This window comes from Enterobacter sp. NFIX58, assembly GCF_900110475.1.
Lineage (GTDB): Bacteria > Pseudomonadota > Gammaproteobacteria > Enterobacterales > Enterobacteriaceae > Enterobacter > Enterobacter quasiroggenkampii.
Map to the genome: position 1 here is coordinate 55,746 of NZ_FODW01000009.1, position 20,780 is coordinate 76,525.

Genomic DNA, 20,780 nt, shown 5'->3' on the forward strand with positions numbered 1-20,780 from the left:
CCCGATGTTTCAGCAGAAAAAGGACTGGGAAACACGAGAAAACGCATTTGCTGCTTTCTCCATGGGGCCGCTGACCGATTTCTGGCGCCAGCGTGAGGAAGATGCGTTTACGGGCGTCGGGGGCATCCCGGTGCGCTTCGTTCGTTTCCGTAATGAAAAAAATGATCGGGTCATCGTGGTCTGCCCGGGGCGTATTGAAAGCTACGTTAAATACGCCGAACTGGCCTACGACCTGGTCCATATGGGGTTCGATGTGCTCATCATCGACCATCGAGGACAGGGGCTGTCCGGGCGCATGCTTCCGGATACGCACCGTGGGCACGTCGATCGCTTCAGCGATTACGTCGACGATTTTGCCGCGTTCTGGCAGCAGGAAGTTCAGCCCGGTCCCTGGCGTAAGCGATACATCCTTGCGCACTCCATGGGGGGCGCGATATCGACGCTGTTTTTGCAGCGTTATGAACACCAGTGCGATGCCATTGCGCTGACCGCGCCGATGTACGGTATCGTCATACGATTCCCGGACTGGATGGTGCGCCATCTTCTCGACTGGGCTGAGGGCCATCAGCGCATTCGTGAAGGCTATGCCATCGGAACCGGACGCTGGCGCGCGCTGCCGTTCGCCATCAACGTCTTAACCCACAGTCGGCAGCGTTATCGCCGTAACCTGCGCTTTTATGCCGATGAACCACGCTTACGCGTCGGTGGCCCGACCTGGCACTGGGTGCGGGAAGGTATTCTGGCCGGTGAGCAAGTGCTGGCAGGCGTGGGCGATGATGACACGCCAACGCTTCTGATCCAGGCGGAAGAAGAGCGTGTGGTGGATAACCGCATGCATGACCGCTATTGTGAACTGCGCGCCGCCGCCGGTCATCCCTGCGAAGGGGGAAAACCGCTGGTCATCAACGGCGCGTACCATGAGATCCTTTTCGAAAAGGACGCTATGCGCTCAGTCGCGCTCAACGCCATTGTTGAATTTTTCAACAGGCATAATTGATTATCGTTTTCCACCAGAGGTTGAAATCCCTATGTACCAGGTTGTTGCATCTGATTTAGATGGCACGCTGCTTTCCCCTGACCACACCCTGTCGCCTTACGCGAAAGAGACCCTAAAGCTGCTGACGGCACGGGGCGTGAACTTTGTGTTTGCCACCGGCCGCCACCACGTCGACGTGGGGCAGATCCGCGATAATCTTGAGATCAAATCGTACATGATCACCTCCAACGGTGCGCGCGTGCATGATACCGACGGCAACCTGATCTTCACCCACAACCTGGATCGCGATATTGCCGCCGATCTGTTTGGCGTGGTGCACAATAATCCGGCTATCGTCACGAACGTTTACCGTGACGACGACTGGTTCATGAACCGCCACCGTCCGGATGAAATGCGTTTCTTCAAAGAAGCGGTATTTAACTACTCCCTGTACGAGCCGGGCCTTCTTGAGCCAGAGGGGATCAGTAAGGTGTTCTTCACCTGCGACAGCCACGAAGAACTGCTCCCGCTGGAACAGGCGATCAATGCCCGCTGGGGCGATCGTGTTAACGTCAGCTTCTCAACGCTCACCTGTCTGGAAGTGATGGCGGGAGGTGTCTCCAAAGGCCACGCCCTGGAAGCGGTCGCGAAACGTCTGGGCTTCGAGCTGAAAGACTGTATCGCCTTTGGTGACGGCATGAACGATGCCGAAATGCTGTCGATGGCGGGCAAGGGCTGCATCATGCAGAACGCGCATCAGCGTCTGAAAGATCTGCACCCGGAGCTGGAGGTGATTGGTTCTAATGCTGACAACGCGGTACCGAAATACCTGCGCAAGCTGTTCCTTGAATAATCTTCATTTGATTGTTTATTGCTCAGATGTCAACTAAAGAGTTCGCTACAATGCCTGTCCTTCTTTCTGAGAGACAAGCATTGTGGCGCTACTCATTATCACCACTATCCTGTGGGCCTTCTCCTTTAGCCTGATTGGCGAATACCTTGCCGGTTCAGTCGACAGCTACTTCTCGGTGCTGATGCGCGTAGGGCTGGCGGCGCTGGTGTTCCTGCCGTTTCTGCGCACGCGCGGACAGTCGCTGAAAACGATTGTGCTGTACATGCTGGTGGGGGCGATGCAGCTCGGCATCATGTACCTGTTCAGCTTCCGGGCTTACGTCTATCTGTCCGTCTCGGAATTCCTGCTCTTTACCGTGCTGACGCCGCTCTACATCACGCTGATTTACGATCTGCTGAGTAAACGCCGTCTGCGCTGGGGATACCTGCTGAGCGCGGCGCTGGCGGTGATCGGCGCGGCGATTATTCGCTACGACAAAGTGAGCGATCACTTCTGGACCGGGCTGATGTTCGTCCAGCTCGCCAATATCAGTTTCGCCATTGGCATGGTGGGCTACAAACGCCTGATGGAAACCCGTCCGATGCCGCAGCATAACGCGTTCGCGTGGTTCTACATGGGGGCCGCGATGGTCGCGGTGGCGGCGTGGTTTATGCTCGGTAACCCGCAAAAGCTGCCGACTACCCCCGTGCAGTGGGGCGTGCTGATCTGGCTGGGCGTCGTGGCTTCCGGGTTGGGGTACTTCATGTGGAATTACGGCGCGACGCAGGTCGACGCCGGTACGCTGGGGATCATGAACAACGTGCATGTCCCGGCTGGGTTGTTGGTCAACCTTGCCATCTGGCAGCAACAGCCGCACTGGCCGAGCTTCCTTATTGGGGGAGCGGTGATCCTGGCTTCGCTGTGGGTCCATCGCCGCTGGGTCGCTCCGCGCTCCGCACAAACGGAAGATGGTCGCACGCGTGGTTCCGCGCTGAGCGAATAAACGCCTCCGTAATCGGCTGACGCTGCTCGCCATCGCGCACGGCGGCGTACAGCCGGCTCCACAGTCCTTCACCCAGGGTTTTGGTCACCACCAGACCCTGGCGCTCAAAGCTCTCTACCACCCAGTGCGGCAGCGCCGCGATACCCATTCTGGCCGCCACCATCTGAATCAACAGCAGGGTGTTATCCACGCTTTTCAGCTGCGGACTGATGCCCGCGGGCTGCAGGAAGTGTCGCCAGATATCCAGACGACTGCGCTGAACCGGGTAAATCAGCAGCGTTTCCGTCGCCAGGTCTTCCGGCGTGATGCGCGTTTTGGCCGCCAGCGGATGATCCGGCGCCAGTACCAGGCGTACTTCATAATCAAACATCGGCGAATAGTGCAGGCCACTGCGCGGCAGAATATCGGACGTCATCACCAGATCCAGCTCGCCCTGCTGCAGTGAGGGCTGCGGGTCGAACGTCACGCCGGATTTAAAGTCCATCTCCACCTGCGGCCACTTCTGGCGGAAGTTCTCAAGCGCGGGGGTCAGCCACTGAATACAGCTATGGCACTCAATGGCGATACGCAGCGTGGTCTGCTGCGGTTCGTTGCACGCCTGGAGCGCGCTGGCGATCTGCGGCAGGACCTGATTCGCCAGCTGCAACAGGATCTCGCCCTGGGGCGTAAAGCGCAGCGGCTGGCTCTTGCGCACAAAAAGACGGAAGCCGAGGCGTTGTTCCAGATCGCTGAACTGGTGAGAAAGGGCGGACTGGGTCTGGTGCAGCGTGGCCGCCGCCGCCGCGAGCGAGCCGCAGTTCCGCAACGCTTGTAGCGTTTTCAGGTGTTTTATCTCGATCATGAAAGTCCTTCACTTCGGCATGAACATTTTGCGCTTGAGGAATATACAGTACCTGCCAATTATAGATGTGTAAACATCTGGACGTCTAAATAACGAATTTCATAAGGGGCACACCATGACAATCCGCAATCACACACTCGGTTTCCCTCGCGTTGGCCTGCGTCGCGAGCTGAAAAAAGCGCAAGAAAGCTACTGGGCGGGTAACGCCACCCGTGAAGAACTGCTGGCGGTGGGACGCGAGCTGCGCGCCCGTCACTGGGATCAGCAAAAACAGGCGGGAATTGACCTGCTGCCGGTGGGCGATTTCGCCTGGTACGACCATGTTCTGACGACCAGCCTGCTGCTTGGCAACGTGCCGGCTCGTCATCAGAACAAAGATGGATCGGTAGATATCGATACTCTGTTCCGCATCGGCCGTGGCCGTGCGCCAACGGGTGAGCCAGCGGCAGCGGCGGAAATGACTAAATGGTTTAACACTAACTATCACTATATGGTGCCGGAGTTCGTAAAAGGTCAGCAGTTCAGGCTGACCTGGACGCAGCTTCTGGATGAAGTGGACGAAGCGCTGGCGCTGGGCCACCAGGTGAAACCCGTGCTGCTTGGGCCGGTAACGTACCTGTGGCTGGGCAAAGTAAAAGGCGAGCCGTTTGACCGGCTCAGCCTGCTGAAGGATATTCTGCCGGTCTATAAACAGGTGCTGATTGAGCTGGGCAAGCGCGGCATTCAGTGGGTGCAAATCGACGAGCCGGCGCTGGTGCTCGAACTGCCCAAGGTTTGGCTCGATGCCTTCAAACCGGCGTATGACGCGCTGGCGGGGCAGGTGAAGCTGCTGCTGACCACCTATTTTGAGGGCGTCACGCCGAACCTGAACACCATTACCGCGTTGCCGGTTCAGGGCCTGCATGTTGACCTGGTTCACGGCAAAGACGATGTAGCGGAACTGCACAAGCGACTGCCCGCCGACTGGCTGCTCTCCGCGGGTCTGGTTAACGGTCGTAACGTCTGGCGCGCCGATCTGACCGAGAAATACGCGCAGATTAAGGACATCGTCGGCAAACGTGAGCTGTGGGTGGCCTCGTCCTGCTCCCTGCTGCACAGCCCGATCGATTTGAGCGTGGAAACCCGTCTTGATGCTGAGGTCAAAAGCTGGTTTGCCTTCGCCCTGCAAAAATGTGAAGAGCTGACGCTGCTGCGCGATGCGCTGAACAGCGGCGACACGGCGGCGATCAGCGCATGGAGTGCGCCGATCCAGGCTCGTCGTCACTCGGCGCGCGTGCATAACCCGGCGGTGGAAAAACGTCTGGCGGCCATCACCGCCCAGGACAGCCAGCGTCAGAGCCCATATGAGGTGCGCGCCGAAGCGCAGCGTGCCCGCTTCAACCTGCCTGCGTGGCCGACCACCACCATCGGTTCCTTCCCACAAACCACCGAAATCCGTGGCCTGCGTCTGGACTTCAAAAAGGGCAACCTGGATGCGAATCACTACCGCACCGGTATCGCCGAACACATCAAGCAGGCGATTATCGAGCAGGAGCGGCTGGGGCTGGACGTGCTGGTGCACGGTGAGGCCGAGCGTAACGACATGGTGGAGTACTTCGGTGAGCATCTCGACGGCTTTGTGTTTACCCAGAATGGCTGGGTGCAGAGCTACGGCTCCCGCTGCGTGAAGCCGCCGGTGGTCATCGGCGACGTCAGCCGTCCGGAAGCGATCACCGTGGAGTGGGCGAAATACGCGCAGTCTCTGACCGACAAGCCGGTGAAAGGCATGCTCACCGGTCCGGTGACCATCCTTTGCTGGTCCTTCCCGCGCGAAGACGTCACCCGTGAAACCATCGCGAAGCAAATCGCGCTGGCGCTGCGTGATGAAGTGGCAGATCTGGAAGCTGCAGGCATAGGCATCATCCAGATTGACGAACCGGCCCTGCGCGAAGGTCTGCCGCTGCGTCGCAGCGACTGGGATGCCTACCTGAAGTGGGGCGTGGAGGCGTTCCGCATCAACGCCGCGGTGGCGAAGGACGACACGCAGATCCACACCCACATGTGTTACTGCGAATTTAACGACATCATGGATTCGATTGCCGCGCTGGACGCTGACGTGATCACCATTGAGACGTCGCGCTCAGACATGGAGCTGCTGGAGTCGTTCGAAGAGTTCGAGTACCCGAACGAAATCGGACCGGGCGTATATGACATTCACTCCCCGAATGTGCCGAGCGTGGAGTGGATTGAAGCCCTGCTGAAAAAAGCGGCCCAGCGCATTCCGGCTGAGCGCCTGTGGGTGAACCCGGACTGCGGCCTGAAAACCCGCGGCTGGCCGGAAACCCGCGCCGCGCTGGCGAACATGGTGAAGGCAGCACAGAATTTGCGTCAGGCATAATTGTGACGCGCGATGGCCGGGCGTCTGCCCGGCCTGGAATGCGCATGCTTAGCGCAGATCTGCGCCGTTGCTGGCAATCACCTTTTGGTACCACCAGAAGGAGTCTTTTTTCAGCCGTTTCAACGTACCGTTGCCTTCATCGTCCTGATCGACATAGATAAAACCGTAGCGTTTGGACATCTGCGAGGTGCCCGCACTAATGATGTCGATACAGCCCCACGTGGTGAACCCCATCACCTCCACGCCTTCATTAATCGCGGCCCGCGTTTGTGCGAAGTGCGCGCGGAAATAGTCGATTCGATAGCTATCGTGGATCTTGCCGTTTTCGACCACATCCTTCGCGCCCAGACCGTTTTCAACGATAAACAGCGGCTTCCGGTAACGGTCATACAGCTCCAGCAGCGAGATTTTCAACCCAAGCGGATCAATCTGCCATCCCCATTCGGACGCAGGCAGATACGGGTTTTTCACACCGAGAACGGTATTCCCGGGAATGCGTTCGGCGTCAGGCTGCGTGGATTCGGTCATCGACATGTAATAGCTGAAGGAGACGAAATCGACGGTATGCGCCTTTAAAATACGCCGATCGTCAGGGTGCATTTCAATATGGATATTTCGTCGTTCCAGATCGCGCAGGATCAGCGGCGGATAGTCGCCAAATACCTGCACGTCGGCATAAAAATAGTTTTCCAGGTTTTTCTTCAGCGTGGCTTCAACGTCTTCCGGACGGCAGCTGTGCGGATAGGTCGTCAGTTTGGTCAGCATGCACCCGACCTGGCTGCCCGGAATTTTGGCGTGGCAGTCGCGCGTGACCAGTGCAGACGCGACAAACTGATGGTGCAGACCCTGATAGATATCCTGTTTCGCGTTGCCCGGCGCGCTTTTCTCTTCGCGAATGCCCGCGGTCGTAAAGGGATGGCGGTGAATACTGTCTATTTCATTGAAGGTTAGCCAGTAACGCACCAGCTCTTTGTAGCGGTCGAAACAAACATTGCTGAAGCGAACGAAAGCATCGACCACATTGCGGTGCACCCAGCCGTTATATTTTTCGCTCAGCGCCAGCGGCATTTCGTAGTGGGAAAGGGTGACCAGCGGCTCGATGTTATGACGACGCAGCTCGCGAAACAGTTCTTCATAAAACTGCAGCCCGGCCTCGTTTGGCTCGGCGTCCTCTCCGGTCGGGAAAATACGTGACCAGGCAATAGATACGCGCAGCACCTTAAAACCCATCTCAGCAAACAGCGCGATGTCGTCTTTATAGTGGTGATAAAAATCGATGCCGCGGCGTTTCGGGTACAGCGCATCATTTTTACCTTCAAACGCGTCGCGGATATTCTCGTCCGTCAGGGCCATGTGGCCGCTGTAATCTTTCACGGAGAGGTTGGGTTTCCAGGCGACAGCGTCGGCAACGGACGGCCCTTTGCCGTCCACGTTCCATGCGCCTTCGGCCTGGTTGGCGGCAATCGCGCCGCCCCATAAAAAACCGTGTGGAAACGCGAGGGAATTGTCCATAACACGCACTCCTTATACGTCATGATGATGGGAAAGGCTTACCCTTTTTTACCACCGTACTGACGGAACCACGTAAGCATCCGCTGCCATCCATCTTTAGCCGATTCAGCGTGATAGCTCGGACGATAGTCGGCGTTAAACGCATGCCCGGCATCCGGGTATACCACGATCTCCGCCTTCGCATTTGCCGCGCGGAGCGCATGGCGCATGGTTTCTACCGAATCCAGCGAAATACCGGTGTCCTGACCGCCGTAAAGCCCTAACACGGGGGCATTTAACTCGGTGGCGATATCAACCGGATGTTTTGGTGAATTCAGCGTTTTTTCACCCACCAGTTTGCCGTACCAGGCGACAGCGGCTTTGAGCTGCGGGTTATGCGCGGCATACAGCCAGCTAATGCGTCCGCCCCAGCAGAAACCGGTGACCAGCAAACGATGGGGATCGCCCCCGTTGCGCGCCGCCCAGCTGGCGACGTGGTCGAGGTCGGCCAGCACCTGCGCGTCCGGGACTTTGCTGACCAGGTTGCTGAGCAAGGTGGGAATATCGCTGTAGTCGTTCGGATCGCCCTGACGGAAGTAGAGCTCTGGCGCAACGGCCAGATAGCCTTCCAGCGCCAGCCGGCGGCAGAGGTCGCGAATGTGTTCGTGAACACCGAAAATTTCCTGAACCACGATCACGATGGGCAGCGGGCCGTCTGCCGATTTTGGTCGTGCATGGTAAGCAGGCATGTTCTCTCCCTGCGTGGGAATAGAGGTCTCACCCGCGGCGATGGCATCTTCAGACGTTGAGACGATGGTTGAGGCATGCGGGGCCGCAGCAGGTGCAAAACCGGTTTTTTCAGTCATGGCATTCTCCGTACCAATCAGTTAGCGCAAAGGTAAATATAGACACCAGGTTAACAACTCACAGTGCCTTAAACGGTCTATCTTTTGTGCAGCACCTGACGATATAACTTGTTAATGTGATGTAAATCACTTTTTGATGGAAATTCGATGCAATCATTTTCATTCATGGTGAGATGCGTCACGAAATTATGCTTACTGCTTCTGTAAAGTACCGTTTTACTTCTTCTGACTAACCGACCCACAGAGGAGTCACCTATGTCTAAGTCTGATGTTTTTCATCTCGGCCTCACTAAAAACGATTTACAAGGGGCTACGCTCGCTATCGTCCCTGGCGATCCGGAGCGTGTGGAAAAGATCGCCGCGCTGATGGATAAGCCGGTTAAGCTGGCAGCCCATCGTGAATTCACCACCTGGCGCGCAGAGCTGGATGGTAAAGCCGTGATCGTGTGTTCTACCGGTATCGGTGGCCCGTCAACTTCGATTGCTGTTGAAGAGCTGGCACAACTGGGCATTCGTACTTTCCTGCGTATCGGTACCACTGGCGCTATTCAGCCGCATATCAACGTCGGCGACGTGCTGGTGACGACCGCGTCCGTGCGTCTGGATGGCGCAAGCCTCCACTTTGCACCGATGGAGTTCCCGGCGGTGGCAGATTTCGAGTGCACCACCGCGCTGGTTGAAGCCGCGAAATCCGTGGGTGCCACCACCCACGTGGGCGTAACCGCTTCGTCCGATACCTTCTACCCGGGCCAGGAGCGTTATGACACCTTCTCTGGCCGCGTGGTAAGCCGCTTCAAAGGCTCCATGGAAGAGTGGCAGTCGATGGGCGTGATGAACTACGAAATGGAATCCGCCACGCTGCTGACCATGTGTGCAAGCCAGGGTCTGCGTGCCGGTATGGTGGCGGGCGTTATCGTCAACCGTACCCAGCAGGAGATCCCGAACGCCGAAACCATGAAGCAGACCGAAAGTCATGCGGTGAAAATCGTGGTGGAAGCGGCGCGTCGCCTGATCTAGTCCTCTCCCTTCGAAATTAAAGGCCGACACGTTCGGCCTTTATTTTTTGCGTAGCGCCTCGCAGGAAAACCCTTTCAAACTGGACGTTTATACAGCACAATCTTAGTTTGTACGGGTAATGCGTTGATGCAGGGGGCATTGTGGATATCTCAATCCTGATTTATGCGGTGATTGCGCTGGCGGGCGTGGCGATAGGCTGGCTGATGTCCAGCTATCAGCATGCGCAGCAGAAGGCCGATCAGCTGGCTGAACGCGAAGAGATCGTCGCCGATTTAAGCGCGGCCAGGCAACAGCTTGCCCTGAGTGAACACTGGCGCGACGAGTGTGAACTGCTCAACAACGAGCTGCGCAATCTCCGTGATATCAACACCTCGCTGGAGGCCGATCTCCGTGAAGTGACCACCCGCCTGGAATCCACTCAATTGCATGCGGAAGATAAAATCCGCCAGATGATCAACAGCGAGCAGCGCCTCAGCGAACAGTTTGAAAACCTCGCAAACCGCATTTTTGAGCACAGCAACCGACGCGTTGACGAGCAGAACCGCCAGAGCCTGAACAGCCTGCTGACGCCCCTGCGTGAACAGCTGGACGGCTTCCGCCGTCAGGTACAGGACAGCTTTGGTCAGGAAGCCCGCGAGCGGCATACCCTGGCGCATGAAATTCGCAATCTCCAGCAGCTGAATGCCCAGATGGCGCAGGAGGCGGTCAACCTCACCCGCGCGCTGAAAGGGGATAACAAAACCCAGGGCAACTGGGGAGAAGTGGTGCTGACCCGCGTCCTGGAAGCTTCAGGCCTTCGGGAAGGATACGAATACGAAACGCAGGTGAGTATTGAAAATGATGCCCGCTCGCGAATGCAGCCGGATGTGATCGTGCGGCTGCCCCAGGGCAAAGATGTGGTGATTGACGCCAAGATGACCCTGGTGGCGTATGAGCGTTACTTCAATGCGGAGGACGACTACACCCGCGAATCGGCGCTGCAGGAGCACATTGCCTCCGTGCGCAATCATATTCGCCTGCTCGGCAGAAAAGACTATCAGCAGCTGCCTGGCCTGCGATCGCTAGACTATGTCCTGATGTTTATTCCGGTAGAGCCCGCGTTTCTGCTGGCACTCGACAGGCAGCCTGAACTCATCACCGAAGCGCTCAAAAATAACATTATGCTGGTCAGCCCCACCACGCTGCTGGTGGCCTTACGCACCATTGCGAACCTGTGGCGCTATGAGCACCAGAGCCGCAACGCGCAGCAGATTGCTGACCGCGCCAGCAAGCTGTACGACAAAATGCGCCTCTTCGTGGACGACATGTCCTCCGTCGGGCAGAGCCTGGACCGTGCGCAGGATAACTACCGTCAGGCGATGAAAAAACTCGCCTCGGGACGTGGCAATCTGCTGGCGCAGGCCGAATCATTCCGCAGCCTGGGGGTAGAGGTTAAACGCGAGATTAATCCGGAATTGGTGGAACAGGCCACCGCCCAGGACGACGAGTTTCGCCTGCGTGAAGGGGCGGACGAACAAAAGACAAACAGTGAAGACAACACGTTAGCGGTGGATTTATCACCAGACGAGACTCCGGCGCGTTTCTTTCGCGGTGGTTGAAACGTAGGGCAAACGCGCCCAATCTGTTACACTTCACGAACATTTTACTGATAAGCAGGCTCTAAGATGGCTGACGATTCACAAGACACAACGCACTTTGGCTTTCAGACTGTCGCCAAAGCGCAGAAAGCTGACATGGTGGCCCACGTATTTCATTCCGTGGCGGCGAAGTACGATGTGATGAATGACCTGATGTCGTTCGGCATTCATCGCTTGTGGAAGCGCTTCACCATTGACTGTAGCGGCGTACGTCGCGGACAAACGGTGCTGGATTTAGCCGGGGGTACGGGCGATTTAACCGCGAAATTCTCTCGTCTGGTGGGCGAAACCGGGCGCGTTGTCCTCGCCGATATTAATGACTCCATGCTGAAAATGGGCCGCGAAAAGCTGCGTAACATCGGCGTGGTGGGGAATGTGGAATATGTGCAAGCAAATGCTGAAGCGCTGCCGTTCCCGGACAATACCTTTGACTGCATCACGATCTCCTTCGGTCTGCGTAACGTGACCGACAAAGAAAAAGCGCTGCGCTCCATGTATCGCGTGCTGAAGCCGGGTGGACGCCTGCTGGTGCTCGAATTCTCCAAACCGATTATTGAGCCGCTGAGCAAAGCTTACGACGCCTATTCCTTCCACGTTCTGCCACGCATCGGTGAGCTGGTGGCCAACGACGCGGAAAGCTACCGCTATCTGGCGGAATCTATCCGTATGCACCCGGATCAGGACACATTAAAAGCCATGATGCAGGATGCAGAATTTGAGAACGTTGAATATTTCAACCTGACGGCGGGTGTCGTCGCGCTGCATCGCGGTTACAAGTTCTGAGTGGAGGTGTCCCGTGCCCTTTAAACCCTTAGTCACCGCAGGTATCGAAAACGTACTGAATGCTTTTCTCTATCGTGCTCCGGCGCTTAAAGCAGCGCGTCAGCGGCTAAACGGGAAGGTATTACGTATTGTTTTAAAAGAGTTCTCGACGCCGCTTGTGCTGGTCTTCAGCGAACGCCAGCTTGACGTTCTGGGGGCGTGGGAAGGTGACGCCAACTGCTCGGTCATCACGCACATGAGCGTGCTGCCAAAACTGCGCGATCGCCAGCAATTAACGGCGCTTATCCGCAGCGGTGAGCTGGAAGTGGAAGGCGACATTCAGGTCGTGCAGAACTTCGTTGCGCTCACAGATCTGGCGGAGTTCGACCCGGCAGAACTGCTCGCGCCCTTTATCGGCGACATTGCCGCCGAAGGCATCGGGAAGGTTCTTCATGGTGGCGCGTCCATTGCGCGTAAAAGCCTGCTACGTCAGCAACGCTATGCGGCGGAAGTGCTGACGGAGGAGTGGCGAATGGCGCCCGGTCCACTGGAAGTGGCATGGTTTGCGGAAGAGACCGCGGCTGTTGAACGTGCGGTTGATGCCTTAACCAAACGGCTGGAAAAACTGGAGGGCAAATGACGCCTGGTGAAATTCGGCGCCTCTATTTCATTATTCGCACCTTTTTGAGCTACGGGCTCGACGAGCTTATCCCCAAAATGCGTATCACGCTGCCGCTTCGCATCTGGCGGCGGATGCTCTTCTGGATGCCTAATCGCCATAAAGGTCAGCCGCTGGGTGAGCGCCTGCGCCTCGCATTGCAGGAGCTCGGTCCGGTATGGATTAAGTTCGGGCAGATGCTCTCGACCCGCCGCGATCTCTTCCCGCCGCTGATTGCTGATGAGCTCGCGATGCTGCAGGACCGCGTCGCACCGTTTGACGGTGCGCGCGCGAAAAAGCAAATTGAAGAGGCGATGGGCAACATTCCCATTGAGACCTGGTTTGACGATTTCGATATTCAGCCACTGGCATCGGCCTCTATCGCTCAGGTACACACCGCGCGCCTGAAAGAAAATGGCAAGGAAGTGGTTATTAAGGTCATTCGTCCGGACATCCTGCCCATCATCAAAGCAGACATGAAGCTGATTTATCGTCTGGCGCGCTGGGTGCCGCGTCTGCTTCCGGACGGACGTCGTTTGCGTCCAATGGAAGTGGTGCGGGAATATGAAAAAACGCTGATTGATGAGCTTAACCTGCTGCGTGAATCGGCAAACGCCATTCAGCTGCGTCGCAACTTTGAAAACAGCCCGATGCTCTATGTCCCTGAAGTCTATTCTGACTACTGCAGCCAGAACATGATGGTGATGGAGCGTATCTACGGTATTCCGGTTTCGGATGTGGTGGCCCTGGAGAAGCAGGGAACGAACATGAAGCTGTTGGCCGAGCGTGGCGTGCAGGTCTTCTTCACCCAGGTGTTCCGCGACAGCTTTTTCCATGCGGACATGCACCCGGGCAATATCTTCGTAAGCTACGAGCATCCTGAGGATCCGAAGTATATCGGTATCGACTGCGGGATTGTGGGGTCGCTGAATAAAGAAGATAAACGCTATCTGGCCGAGAATTTCATCGCGTTCTTCAACCGCGACTACCGTAAGGTGGCCGAGCTGCACGTCGATTCCGGCTGGGTACCGCCGGACACCAACGTCGAAGAGTTCGAGTTTGCGATCCGGACCGTTTGCGAACCGATTTTTGAAAAACCGCTGGCGGAAATCTCCTTCGGACATGTGCTGTTGAACCTGTTCAACACGGCACGCCGATTTAATATGGAAGTTCAGCCACAGCTAGTTTTACTTCAGAAAACATTACTTTACGTTGAGGGTGTAGGCCGACAGCTCTATCCTCAGTTAGACTTGTGGAAGACCGCGAAACCTTTCCTTGAATCCTGGATTAAGGATCAGGTGGGTATTCCGGCGCTGGTGCGCTCGCTGAAAGAGAAAGGCCCGTTCTGGATAGAAAAAATGCCTGAAATTCCTGAACTGGTTTATGACAGTTTGCGTCAGAGCAAGAACCTTCAGCACAGCATGGATAAAATCGCTCGCGAACTTCAGTCCAGCCGTGTTCGTCAGGGCCAGTCACGCTATCTCTTTGGGATTGGCGCAACGCTGCTGCTGAGCGGTACGCTGCTGCTAATCAACCGCCCGGAGTGGCAGATGATGCCCGCCTGGCTGATGGCCGCCGGGGTGGTTGTCTGGCTTGCCGGATGGCGAAAAACGCGCTGAGTTTGCGTCGCTATCGACGGGTCGCATACGTATAATGCGACCTGACTCATTAATCATCTATCCCTGAGGAACGTGTATGGGTGGTATCAGTATCTGGCAATTGTTGATCATTGCCGTCATCGTCGTGCTGTTGTTTGGCACCAAAAAGCTCGGTTCTATTGGTTCCGATCTGGGCGCGTCTATCAAAGGCTTCAAGAAAGCGATGAGCGATGATGAGAGCAAGCAGGATAAAACCAGCCAGGACGCTGACTTTACTGCTAAATCCATCTCCGACAAGCAAGAAGAAGCCAAAAAGGAAGACGCTAAACGCCACGATAAAGAGCAGGTGTAAGTCGTGTTCGACATTGGTTTTAGTGAGCTCCTGCTGGTCTTTGTGATTGGCCTGATCGTGCTGGGGCCTCAGCGTCTGCCGGTGGCGGTGAAAACCGTTGCGGGCTGGGTTCGTGCGCTGAGATCGCTGGCATCGACCGTTCAGAATGAACTGGCTCAGGAGCTTAAGCTGCAGGAATTTCAGGAAAGCCTGAAAAAGGTTGAGAAGGCGAGCATGGATAACCTGACGCCGGAATTGAAAGCGTCAATGGATGAGCTGCGCGAAGCGGCGGAATCCATGAAGCGCTCCTACAGCATTAACGATCCTGAAAAAGCGAGCGATGAAGCGAACACCATCCATAACCCGGTGGTGAAGGGCAGCGAAGAGCAGCGTGAGGGCGTAACGCCTGCCAGCGCTGAACATCAGGCTGCTGCGCCTGAACAGACGCCGCAGGAAACCGAAGTGAAAAAGCAGGTGCAGCCGGAAAAGCCCGTGGTTAATGCTGCCGAGGCAAAACCCGCCGCGCCCGTTTCCGAATCATCCCCCTCGTCGAGTGATAAAGCGTAAACATGGCTGTAGATGATACTCAACCGCTGATTACGCACCTCATAGAGCTGCGTAAGCGCCTGTTAAACTGCATTATTGCGGTTCTCGTTATTTTTCTATGCCTGGTCTATTTCGCCAACGATATCTACCAGGTGGTTTCTGCGCCGCTGATCAAGCAGATGCCGCTGGGCGCAACGATGATTGCAACAGACGTTGCTTCTCCGTTCTTTACCCCCATCAAGCTGACCTTTTGGGTGTCGTTGATTGCCTCTGCGCCCGTGATTCTGTACCAGGTGTGGGCCTTTGTAGCGCCAGCACTGTATAAGCACGAACGTAAGCTGGTCATCCCGCTACTGGTGTCCAGTTCGCTGCTGTTCTATATCGGCATGGCGTTTGCCTATTTCGTTGTCTTCCCGCTGGCCTTCGGCTTCCTGACGCATACCGCGCCGGAAGGCGTCCAGGTGTCGACAGATATCGCCAGCTACCTCAGCTTTGTGATGGCGCTGTTTATGGCGTTCGGCGTGGCCTTTGAAGTACCGGTGGCCATTGTGCTGCTCTGCTGGGTAGGGGTCACCACGCCGGATGACCTGCGTAAGAAGCGTCCGTATATCCTGGTCGGCGCATTTGTGGTTGGCATGCTGCTGACACCGCCGGATGTGTTCTCCCAGACGCTGCTGGCCATACCGATGTACTGCCTGTTTGAGGTCGGCGTCTTCTTCTCACGGTTCTACGTGGGTAAAGGGCGTCGGTCGGATGACGAAGACGCGACGTCCGACAAGACCACTGAAGAGTAAAACCAGCCGCCCGTCAGGGCGGTTGTTATATGGGGATTCGCATGTTTGATATCGGACTTAACCTGACCAGCTCGCAGTTTGCGAAAGATCGCGATGAGGTGGTTGCGCGCGCGTTTGCCGCCGGGGTGAAAGGACTGCTGCTGACGGGCACCAACCTGCATGAGAGCGAGCAGGCGCAGCAGCTGGCGCAACGCTACGAACGCTGTTGGACTACCGCGGGCGTACACCCACATGACAGCAGCCAGTGGAACCCGGAAAGCGGTGAAATCCTGCGCAGCCTGGCGAAGACACCGGAAGTGGTGGCGATTGGCGAATGCGGCCTCGATTTCAACCGTAACTTTTCCACGCCTGAAGAGCAGGAAAAGGCGTTCACTGCCCAGCTTGCGCTGGCGGCAGAGCTTGAAATGCCCGTATTTATGCACTGCCGCGACGCGCATGAGCGTTTCCTGACTCTGCTGGATCCGTGGCTTGAGAAACTGCCGGGCGCAGTGCTGCACTGTTTTACCGGCTCACGGCAGGAGGCGCTGGAGTGCCTGGAGCGCGGGCTTTATCTGGGGATTACCGGCTGGGTTTGCGATGAGCGCCGCGGGCTTGAGCTTCGGGAACTGTTGCCAGCGATCCCGGCTGACCGGTTGCTCCTTGAAACGGATGCGCCTTATCTGCTGCCGCGCGATATGAAACCCAAACCGGCATCGCGACGCAATGAGCCCGCTTATCTGGGGCACATTGTTGAGCGCGTCGCGACGTGGCGCGGAGAAGATCCGCACTGGCTTTCCGCGCAGACGGATGACAACGTGCGTAAGCTGTTCGGGATAAACGTTTAAAGTTTACGGAAGTCGGTGTTTTTAACGCTCTGCAGCACCTGCTTGTTCAGCAGATTAAGCAACAGCATGGAGCGCGCTTCCCCGTCCGGCTCGGCAAAAATCGCCTGCAGGCCTTCGAAAGCCCCTTCAGTAATCACGACGCTATCGCCCGTGTAGGGCGTTTCCGGGTCGGTAAGGCCTTCGGGCTGCTGATAAATCGACAGCTGGTGGATCACCGATGAGGGAACCGTCGCAGGGTGAGCGCCAAAGCGAACAAAATGGCTGACGCCGCGCGTGGCGCTGATGGTGGTGGTGTGGATCACCTCAGGGTCGAACTCCACGAACAGGTAGTTCGGGAACAACGGCTCGCTCACGGTTGTGCGCTTCCCGCGCTGCATTTTTTCAAGCGTGATCACGGGCGTCAGGCAATTGACAGACTGACGTTCAAGATGTTCCTGCGCGCGCTGAAGTTGCCCGCGTTTGCAATACAGTAAATACCAGGCCTGCATAATCACTCTTTCCCTTAGTTCGGGGCGCAAGCATATCAAAACCCTGGCGGGATCGCTAAGTTGATTATAATGGGCGAAAATGGGACAGAACGCATAACTTCACGCTAATTTAACAAAATTACAGCATCAAGCAGGCTTACGCCGTATAATGAAGCGCTTACAGAGAGGCCATGATTAACTGCATGAAATACCACGATCTCCGCGACTTCCTGACGCTGCTGGAAAAGCAGGGTGAACTCAAACGTATTACACTTCCTGTTGATCCTTATCTGGAGATGACAGAAATTGCTGACCGCACCCTGCGTGCCGGTGGCCCCGCGTTACTGTTTGAAAATCCGAAAGGGTACGCCATGCCGGTGCTGTGCAACCTGTTTGGTACACCGCGTCGCGTCGCACTGGGGATGGGGCAGGAAGACGTCACGGCCCTGCGCGAAGTCGGTAAGCTGCTGGCCTTCCTGAAAGAGCCGGAGCCGCCGAAAGGCTTCCGCGATCTCTTCGACAAGCTGCCGCAGTTTAAGCAGGTGCTGAACATGCCCACTAAACGCCTGCGCGGCGCGCCGTGCCAGCAGAAGGTGCTGGAAGGCGATGCAGTTGATTTGACTAAAATCCCTATCATGCAGTGCTGGCCGGAAGATGCCGCGCCGCTGATCACCTGGGGACTGACCGTCACGCGCGGCCCGCACAAAGAACGCCAGAATCTCGGTATTTACCGCCAGCAGTTGATTGGCAAGAATAAGCTCATTATGCGCTGGCTGTCGCATCGCGGCGGCGCGCTGGATTTCCAGGAGTGGTGTGCTGCGCACCCGGGTGAACGTTTCCCGGTCTCCGTTGCGCTGGGCGCCGATCCGGCCACCATTCTCGGGGCCGTCACGCCCGTACCGGATACGCTCTCGGAGTATGCCTTTGCTGGCCTGCTGCGCGGAACGAAAACCGAAGTCGTGAAGTGTATCTCTAACGATCTTGAAGTCCCGGCCAGTGCAGAAATTGTGCTGGAAGGTTACATTGAACCGGGTGAAATGGCGCCGGAAGGCCCTTACGGCGACCACACCGGCTATTACAACGAAGTGGATAACTTCCCGGTGTTTACCGTGACGCACATTACGCAGCGTGAAGATGCGATTTATCACTCCACGTATACCGGGCGTCCACCGGATGAACCGGCGGTACTGGGCGTGGCGCTGAACGAAGTGTTTGTGCCGATCCTGCAAAAGCAGTTCCCGGAAATTGTTGATTTTTATCTGCCGCCTGAAGGATGCTCGTATCGCATGGCGGTGGTCACGATGAAGAAGCAGTATCCAGGCCATGCTAAACGCGTGATGATGGGCGTGTGGTCTTTCCTGCGCCAGTTTATGTATACCAAATTTGTTATTGTCTGCGATGATGACGTTAACGCCCGCGACTGGAATGACGTAATCTGGGCCATTACCACGCGAATGGACCCGGCGCGCGATACGGTGTTAGTCGAAAACACGCCGATTGATTATCTGGATTTTGCCTCGCCGGTTTCCGGTCTTGGCTCAAAGATGGGACTGGATGCCACAAATAAATGGCCTGGCGAAACCGACCGTGAATGGGGTCGCCCGATCAAAAAAGATCCTGCTGTGACCGCGCGCATTGACGCGATCTGGGACGAGCTGGCCATAATGAATAACGGTAAACCCTGAGCTGACCGTTAAGCCCTATAGACTTCCCGACAGAGAGAGCGAATGACAACCTTAAGCTGTAAAGTGACCTCGGTAGATGCCATCACCGACACCGTATATCGCGTCCGTTTAGTGCCAGAAGCGCCATTCTCTTTCCGCGCGGGTCAGTATCTGATGGTCGTGATGGATGAGCGTGATAAGCGTCCTTTCTCCATGGCCTCCACGCCAGCGGAGCAGGAATTTATTGAGCTTCATATCGGTGCGTCAGAGCTTAACCTGTATGCGATGGCCGTTATGGACCGCATTCTGAAAGAGCGCGAGATCGTAGTGGATATTCCGCACGGTGATGCGTGGCTGCGCGATGACGAGGACCGTCCGCTGATCCTGATTGCCGGTGGTACAGGCTTCTCCTACGTGCGCTCCATTCTGTTGACCGCCCTGGCGCGTAACCCTGACCGTGATATCACGATCTACTGGGGTGGCCGTGAAGAGAAACACCTGTATGACCTGTCTGAACTGGAAGCGCTGAGCGTCACCCATCCTAACCTGCGCATTGAACCGGTGGTTGAGCAGCCGGAAGAGGGCTGGCGCGGGCGTAGCGGGACGGTGCTGACGGCAGTGCTGCAGGATCACGGTACGCTGGCGGGGCATGATATCTACATTGCAGGGCGTTTCGAGATGGCGAAAATCGCCCGCGATCTGTTCTGTAACGAACGTGATGCGCGTGAAGACCGCCTGTTTGGCGATGCGTTTGCCTTCATTTAAATAAAAAACCCGCCCCTGACAGGCGGGAAGAACGGCAACTAAACTGTTTCTCTTCGCCAGTGACACGACTGGCGGCGAGGTACCTCTCGTAGGCCGGGAAAGCGCAGCGCCTCCCGGCAAAAGCCCGATGGCGCGATGCTTATCGGGCCTACGTTATAGCCTTACACTCTCTCAAACACCGTCGCGATACCCTGACCCAGCCCGATACACATCGTTGCCAGACCAAACTGGGCATCTTTGCGTTCCATCAGGTTGATCAGCGTCGTGCTGATACGCGCCCCGGAGCAGCCCAGCGGGTGACCGAGGGCGATCGCGCCGCCGTTGAGGTTAATCTTCTCGTCGATCTGCTCCAGCAGCCCCAGATCTTTAATGCACGGCAGGATCTGCGCGGCAAACGCTTCGTTCATCTCAAAGAGATCGATGTCGCTGGCGGTTAAGCCCGCTTTTTTCAGCGCCAGCTTTGAAGCCGGAACCGGGCCGTAGCCCATGATCGACGGATCGCAGCCCACGACCGCCATCGAGCGTACCCGAGCGCGAGGCGTTAATCCCAGCTCGCGGGCGCGGCTTTCGCTCATTACCAGCATCGCGGCGGCGCCGTCGGACAACGCCGACGAGGTCCCTGCCGTGACCGTACCGGTGACGGGGTCAAACGCCGGACGCAGCGTGGAAAGCGCTTCGACGGTGGTTTCCGGGCGGATGACTTCGTCGTAGCTGAACTGCTTCAGAACGCCGTCTGCATCGTGGCCGCCGGTAGGGATGATCTCGTTCTTAAAGGCACCAGACTGCGTGGCGGCCCATGCGCGAGCGTGAGAACGCGCGGCAAAGGCATCCTGCATTTCGCGGCTGATGCCGTGCAGGCGGGAGAGCATCTCGGCGGTCAGACCCATCATACCCGCAGCTTTCGCCACGTTGCGGCTCATCCCCGGGTGGAAATCGACCCCGTGGCTCATCGGGACGTGACCCATATGCTCGACGCCACCGACCAGGCAAGCCTGAGCATCGCCGGTCATGATCATGCGGGCCGCGTCGTGCAGCGCCTGCATTGATGAACCGCACAGGCGGTTAACGGTGACGGCCGGAACCGAATGCGGGATCTCCGCCAGCAGCGACGCGTTGCGGGCGATGTTGAAGCCCTGCTCCAGGGTCTGCTGCACGCAGCCCCAGTAGATATCGTCGAGCGAAGCCGGATCCAGCGCCGGGTTACGCGCCAGAAGGCTACGCATCAGGTGCGCGGAGAGGTCTTCCGCACGCACGTTACGGAACGCGCCGCCTTTTGAACGGCCCATCGGGGTGCGAATCGCATCAACAATGACAACCTTTTCCATTGTGAC

At 56.9% G+C, this 20,780-nt stretch carries 20 protein-coding genes; 15 read left to right on the top strand and 5 right to left on the bottom strand.

Annotation, left to right across the window (positions count from 1 at the left end):
- Positions 1-4 precede the first annotated feature (4 nt).
- From pldB to BMW97_RS22270, 3 genes are all read left to right on the top strand, one after another.
- Positions 5-997, top strand: coding sequence for a lysophospholipase L2 (gene pldB / locus BMW97_RS22260; protein ID WP_045417641.1), 993 nt, complete (start codon positions 5-7; stop codon positions 995-997).
- Positions 998-1,028: 31 nt separating this feature from the next.
- Entirely contained in the window at positions 1,029-1,829 is an 801-nt protein-coding gene (yigL, locus tag BMW97_RS22265) for a sugar/pyridoxal phosphate phosphatase YigL (protein ID WP_021242854.1), read from the top strand.
- Between the two features lie 82 nt (positions 1,830-1,911).
- Complete coding sequence (locus BMW97_RS22270) at positions 1,912-2,811, top strand: carboxylate/amino acid/amine transporter (protein WP_045909224.1); 900 nt, start codon at positions 1,912-1,914, stop codon at positions 2,809-2,811.
- Here the strand turns inward: BMW97_RS22270 and metR are convergent.
- Positions 2,699-3,652: an HTH-type transcriptional regulator MetR gene (gene metR, locus BMW97_RS22275; protein WP_024907993.1), complete on the bottom strand. Its 954-nt coding sequence runs from the start codon at positions 3,650-3,652 to the stop codon at positions 2,699-2,701. The genes BMW97_RS22270 and metR overlap by 113 nt on opposite strands.
- A 115-nt stretch (positions 3,653-3,767) precedes the next feature.
- Here metR and metE point away from each other — a divergent pair, with 115 nt between their 5' ends.
- Positions 3,768-6,029, top strand: coding sequence for a 5-methyltetrahydropteroyltriglutamate--homocysteine S-methyltransferase (metE, locus tag BMW97_RS22280; protein ID WP_045909223.1), 2,262 nt, complete (start codon positions 3,768-3,770; stop codon positions 6,027-6,029).
- Between the two features lie 48 nt (positions 6,030-6,077).
- Here metE and BMW97_RS22285 read toward each other — a convergent pair whose 3' ends face one another.
- Both BMW97_RS22285 and BMW97_RS22290 read right to left on the bottom strand, forming a co-directional pair.
- Positions 6,078-7,541: a glycoside hydrolase family 1 protein gene (locus BMW97_RS22285; RefSeq protein WP_045909222.1), complete on the bottom strand. Its 1,464-nt coding sequence runs from the start codon at positions 7,539-7,541 to the stop codon at positions 6,078-6,080.
- Between the two features lie 38 nt (positions 7,542-7,579).
- Entirely contained in the window at positions 7,580-8,386 is an 807-nt protein-coding gene (locus BMW97_RS22290; RefSeq protein ID WP_045909221.1) for a dienelactone hydrolase family protein, read from the bottom strand.
- A 255-nt stretch (positions 8,387-8,641) separates the two neighbouring features.
- Between BMW97_RS22290 and udp the strand changes: the two genes are divergently transcribed.
- The 9 genes from udp to tatD all read left to right on the top strand — a co-directional run bounded on the left by udp (position 8,642) and on the right by tatD (position 16,553).
- Entirely contained in the window at positions 8,642-9,403 is a 762-nt protein-coding gene (udp, locus tag BMW97_RS22295) for a uridine phosphorylase (protein ID WP_003860792.1), read from the top strand.
- A gap of 140 nt (positions 9,404-9,543) precedes the next feature.
- A complete protein-coding gene (rmuC, locus tag BMW97_RS22300; protein WP_024907997.1) occupies positions 9,544-11,001 on the top strand; it encodes a DNA recombination protein RmuC in 1,458 nt (485 codons plus the stop codon).
- 66 nt (positions 11,002-11,067) lie between these two features.
- Entirely contained in the window at positions 11,068-11,823 is a 756-nt protein-coding gene (gene ubiE / locus BMW97_RS22305; RefSeq protein WP_023309612.1) for a bifunctional demethylmenaquinone methyltransferase/2-methoxy-6-polyprenyl-1,4-benzoquinol methylase UbiE, read from the top strand.
- 13 nt (positions 11,824-11,836) lie between these two features.
- On the top strand, positions 11,837-12,442 hold the full coding sequence (gene ubiJ, locus BMW97_RS22310; protein ID WP_045909220.1) for a ubiquinone biosynthesis protein UbiJ: 606 nt from the start codon (positions 11,837-11,839) through the stop codon (positions 12,440-12,442).
- Entirely contained in the window at positions 12,439-14,079 is a 1,641-nt protein-coding gene (gene ubiB / locus BMW97_RS22315; protein WP_045909219.1) for a ubiquinone biosynthesis regulatory protein kinase UbiB, read from the top strand. Before ubiJ ends, ubiB begins: the two co-directional genes overlap by 4 nt.
- A 76-nt stretch (positions 14,080-14,155) precedes the next feature.
- Complete coding sequence (gene tatA, locus BMW97_RS22320; protein WP_020882874.1) at positions 14,156-14,410, top strand: Sec-independent protein translocase subunit TatA; 255 nt, start codon at positions 14,156-14,158, stop codon at positions 14,408-14,410.
- A 3-nt stretch (positions 14,411-14,413) separates the two neighbouring features.
- Complete coding sequence (gene tatB / locus BMW97_RS22325; protein ID WP_008501521.1) at positions 14,414-14,956, top strand: Sec-independent protein translocase protein TatB; 543 nt, start codon at positions 14,414-14,416, stop codon at positions 14,954-14,956.
- A 2-nt stretch (positions 14,957-14,958) separates the two neighbouring features.
- Complete coding sequence (tatC, locus tag BMW97_RS22330) at positions 14,959-15,729, top strand: Sec-independent protein translocase subunit TatC (protein ID WP_045909218.1); 771 nt, start codon at positions 14,959-14,961, stop codon at positions 15,727-15,729.
- 41 nt (positions 15,730-15,770) lie between these two features.
- Positions 15,771-16,553 carry a 3'-5' ssDNA/RNA exonuclease TatD gene (gene tatD, locus BMW97_RS22335; protein ID WP_045909217.1) on the top strand — a complete coding sequence of 261 codons (783 nt, stop codon included), beginning with the start codon at positions 15,771-15,773 and terminating at the stop codon, positions 16,551-16,553.
- Here the strand turns inward: tatD and rfaH are convergent.
- On the bottom strand, positions 16,550-17,041 hold the full coding sequence (gene rfaH, locus BMW97_RS22340) for a transcription/translation regulatory transformer protein RfaH (protein ID WP_028015881.1): 492 nt from the start codon (positions 17,039-17,041) through the stop codon (positions 16,550-16,552). The two genes, tatD and rfaH, sit on opposite strands and share 4 nt — an antisense overlap.
- Before the next feature lie 170 nt (positions 17,042-17,211).
- On the opposite strand from rfaH, the gene ubiD reads away from it, so the two are divergent.
- Both ubiD and fre read left to right on the top strand, forming a co-directional pair.
- Positions 17,212-18,705, top strand: a complete 1,494-nt coding sequence (ubiD, locus tag BMW97_RS22345; protein WP_045909216.1) for a 4-hydroxy-3-polyprenylbenzoate decarboxylase — start codon at positions 17,212-17,214, stop codon at positions 18,703-18,705.
- Positions 18,706-18,747: 42 nt separating this feature from the next.
- Positions 18,748-19,449: an NAD(P)H-flavin reductase gene (gene fre / locus BMW97_RS22350; RefSeq protein WP_008501516.1), complete on the top strand. Its 702-nt coding sequence runs from the start codon at positions 18,748-18,750 to the stop codon at positions 19,447-19,449.
- A gap of 161 nt (positions 19,450-19,610) precedes the next feature.
- Here fre and fadA read toward each other — a convergent pair whose 3' ends face one another.
- Positions 19,611-20,774 (bottom strand): acetyl-CoA C-acyltransferase FadA, encoded by a 1,164-nt coding sequence (gene fadA / locus BMW97_RS22355; RefSeq protein WP_045909215.1) that lies wholly within the window; start codon positions 20,772-20,774, stop codon positions 19,611-19,613.
- Positions 20,775-20,780: the final 6 nt, after the last annotated feature.

Bases quoted from the DNA above. Each gene is read 5' to 3' on its own strand.
- pldB (WP_045417641.1), top strand. From the start codon at position 5: ATGTTTCAGCAGAAAAAGGACTGGGAAACACGAGAAAACGCATTTGCT.
- yigL (WP_021242854.1), top strand. From the start codon at position 1,029: ATGTACCAGGTTGTTGCATCTGATTTAGATGGCACGCTGCTTTCCCCT.
- metR (WP_024907993.1), bottom strand. From the start codon at position 3,652: ATGATCGAGATAAAACACCTGAAAACGCTACAAGCGTTGCGGAACTGC.
- metE (WP_045909223.1), top strand. From the start codon at position 3,768: ATGACAATCCGCAATCACACACTCGGTTTCCCTCGCGTTGGCCTGCGT.
- BMW97_RS22285 (WP_045909222.1), bottom strand. From the start codon at position 7,541: ATGGACAATTCCCTCGCGTTTCCACACGGTTTTTTATGGGGCGGCGCG.
- BMW97_RS22290 (WP_045909221.1), bottom strand. From the start codon at position 8,386: ATGACTGAAAAAACCGGTTTTGCACCTGCTGCGGCCCCGCATGCCTCA.
- udp (WP_003860792.1), top strand. From the start codon at position 8,642: ATGTCTAAGTCTGATGTTTTTCATCTCGGCCTCACTAAAAACGATTTA.
- ubiE (WP_023309612.1), top strand. From the start codon at position 11,068: ATGGCTGACGATTCACAAGACACAACGCACTTTGGCTTTCAGACTGTC.
- ubiB (WP_045909219.1), top strand. From the start codon at position 12,439: ATGACGCCTGGTGAAATTCGGCGCCTCTATTTCATTATTCGCACCTTT.
- tatA (WP_020882874.1), top strand. From the start codon at position 14,156: ATGGGTGGTATCAGTATCTGGCAATTGTTGATCATTGCCGTCATCGTC.
- tatC (WP_045909218.1), top strand. From the start codon at position 14,959: ATGGCTGTAGATGATACTCAACCGCTGATTACGCACCTCATAGAGCTG.
- tatD (WP_045909217.1), top strand. From the start codon at position 15,771: ATGTTTGATATCGGACTTAACCTGACCAGCTCGCAGTTTGCGAAAGAT.
- rfaH (WP_028015881.1), bottom strand. From the start codon at position 17,041: ATGCAGGCCTGGTATTTACTGTATTGCAAACGCGGGCAACTTCAGCGC.
- ubiD (WP_045909216.1), top strand. From the start codon at position 17,212: ATGATTAACTGCATGAAATACCACGATCTCCGCGACTTCCTGACGCTG.
- fre (WP_008501516.1), top strand. From the start codon at position 18,748: ATGACAACCTTAAGCTGTAAAGTGACCTCGGTAGATGCCATCACCGAC.
- fadA (WP_045909215.1), bottom strand. From the start codon at position 20,774: ATGGAAAAGGTTGTCATTGTTGATGCGATTCGCACCCCGATGGGCCGT.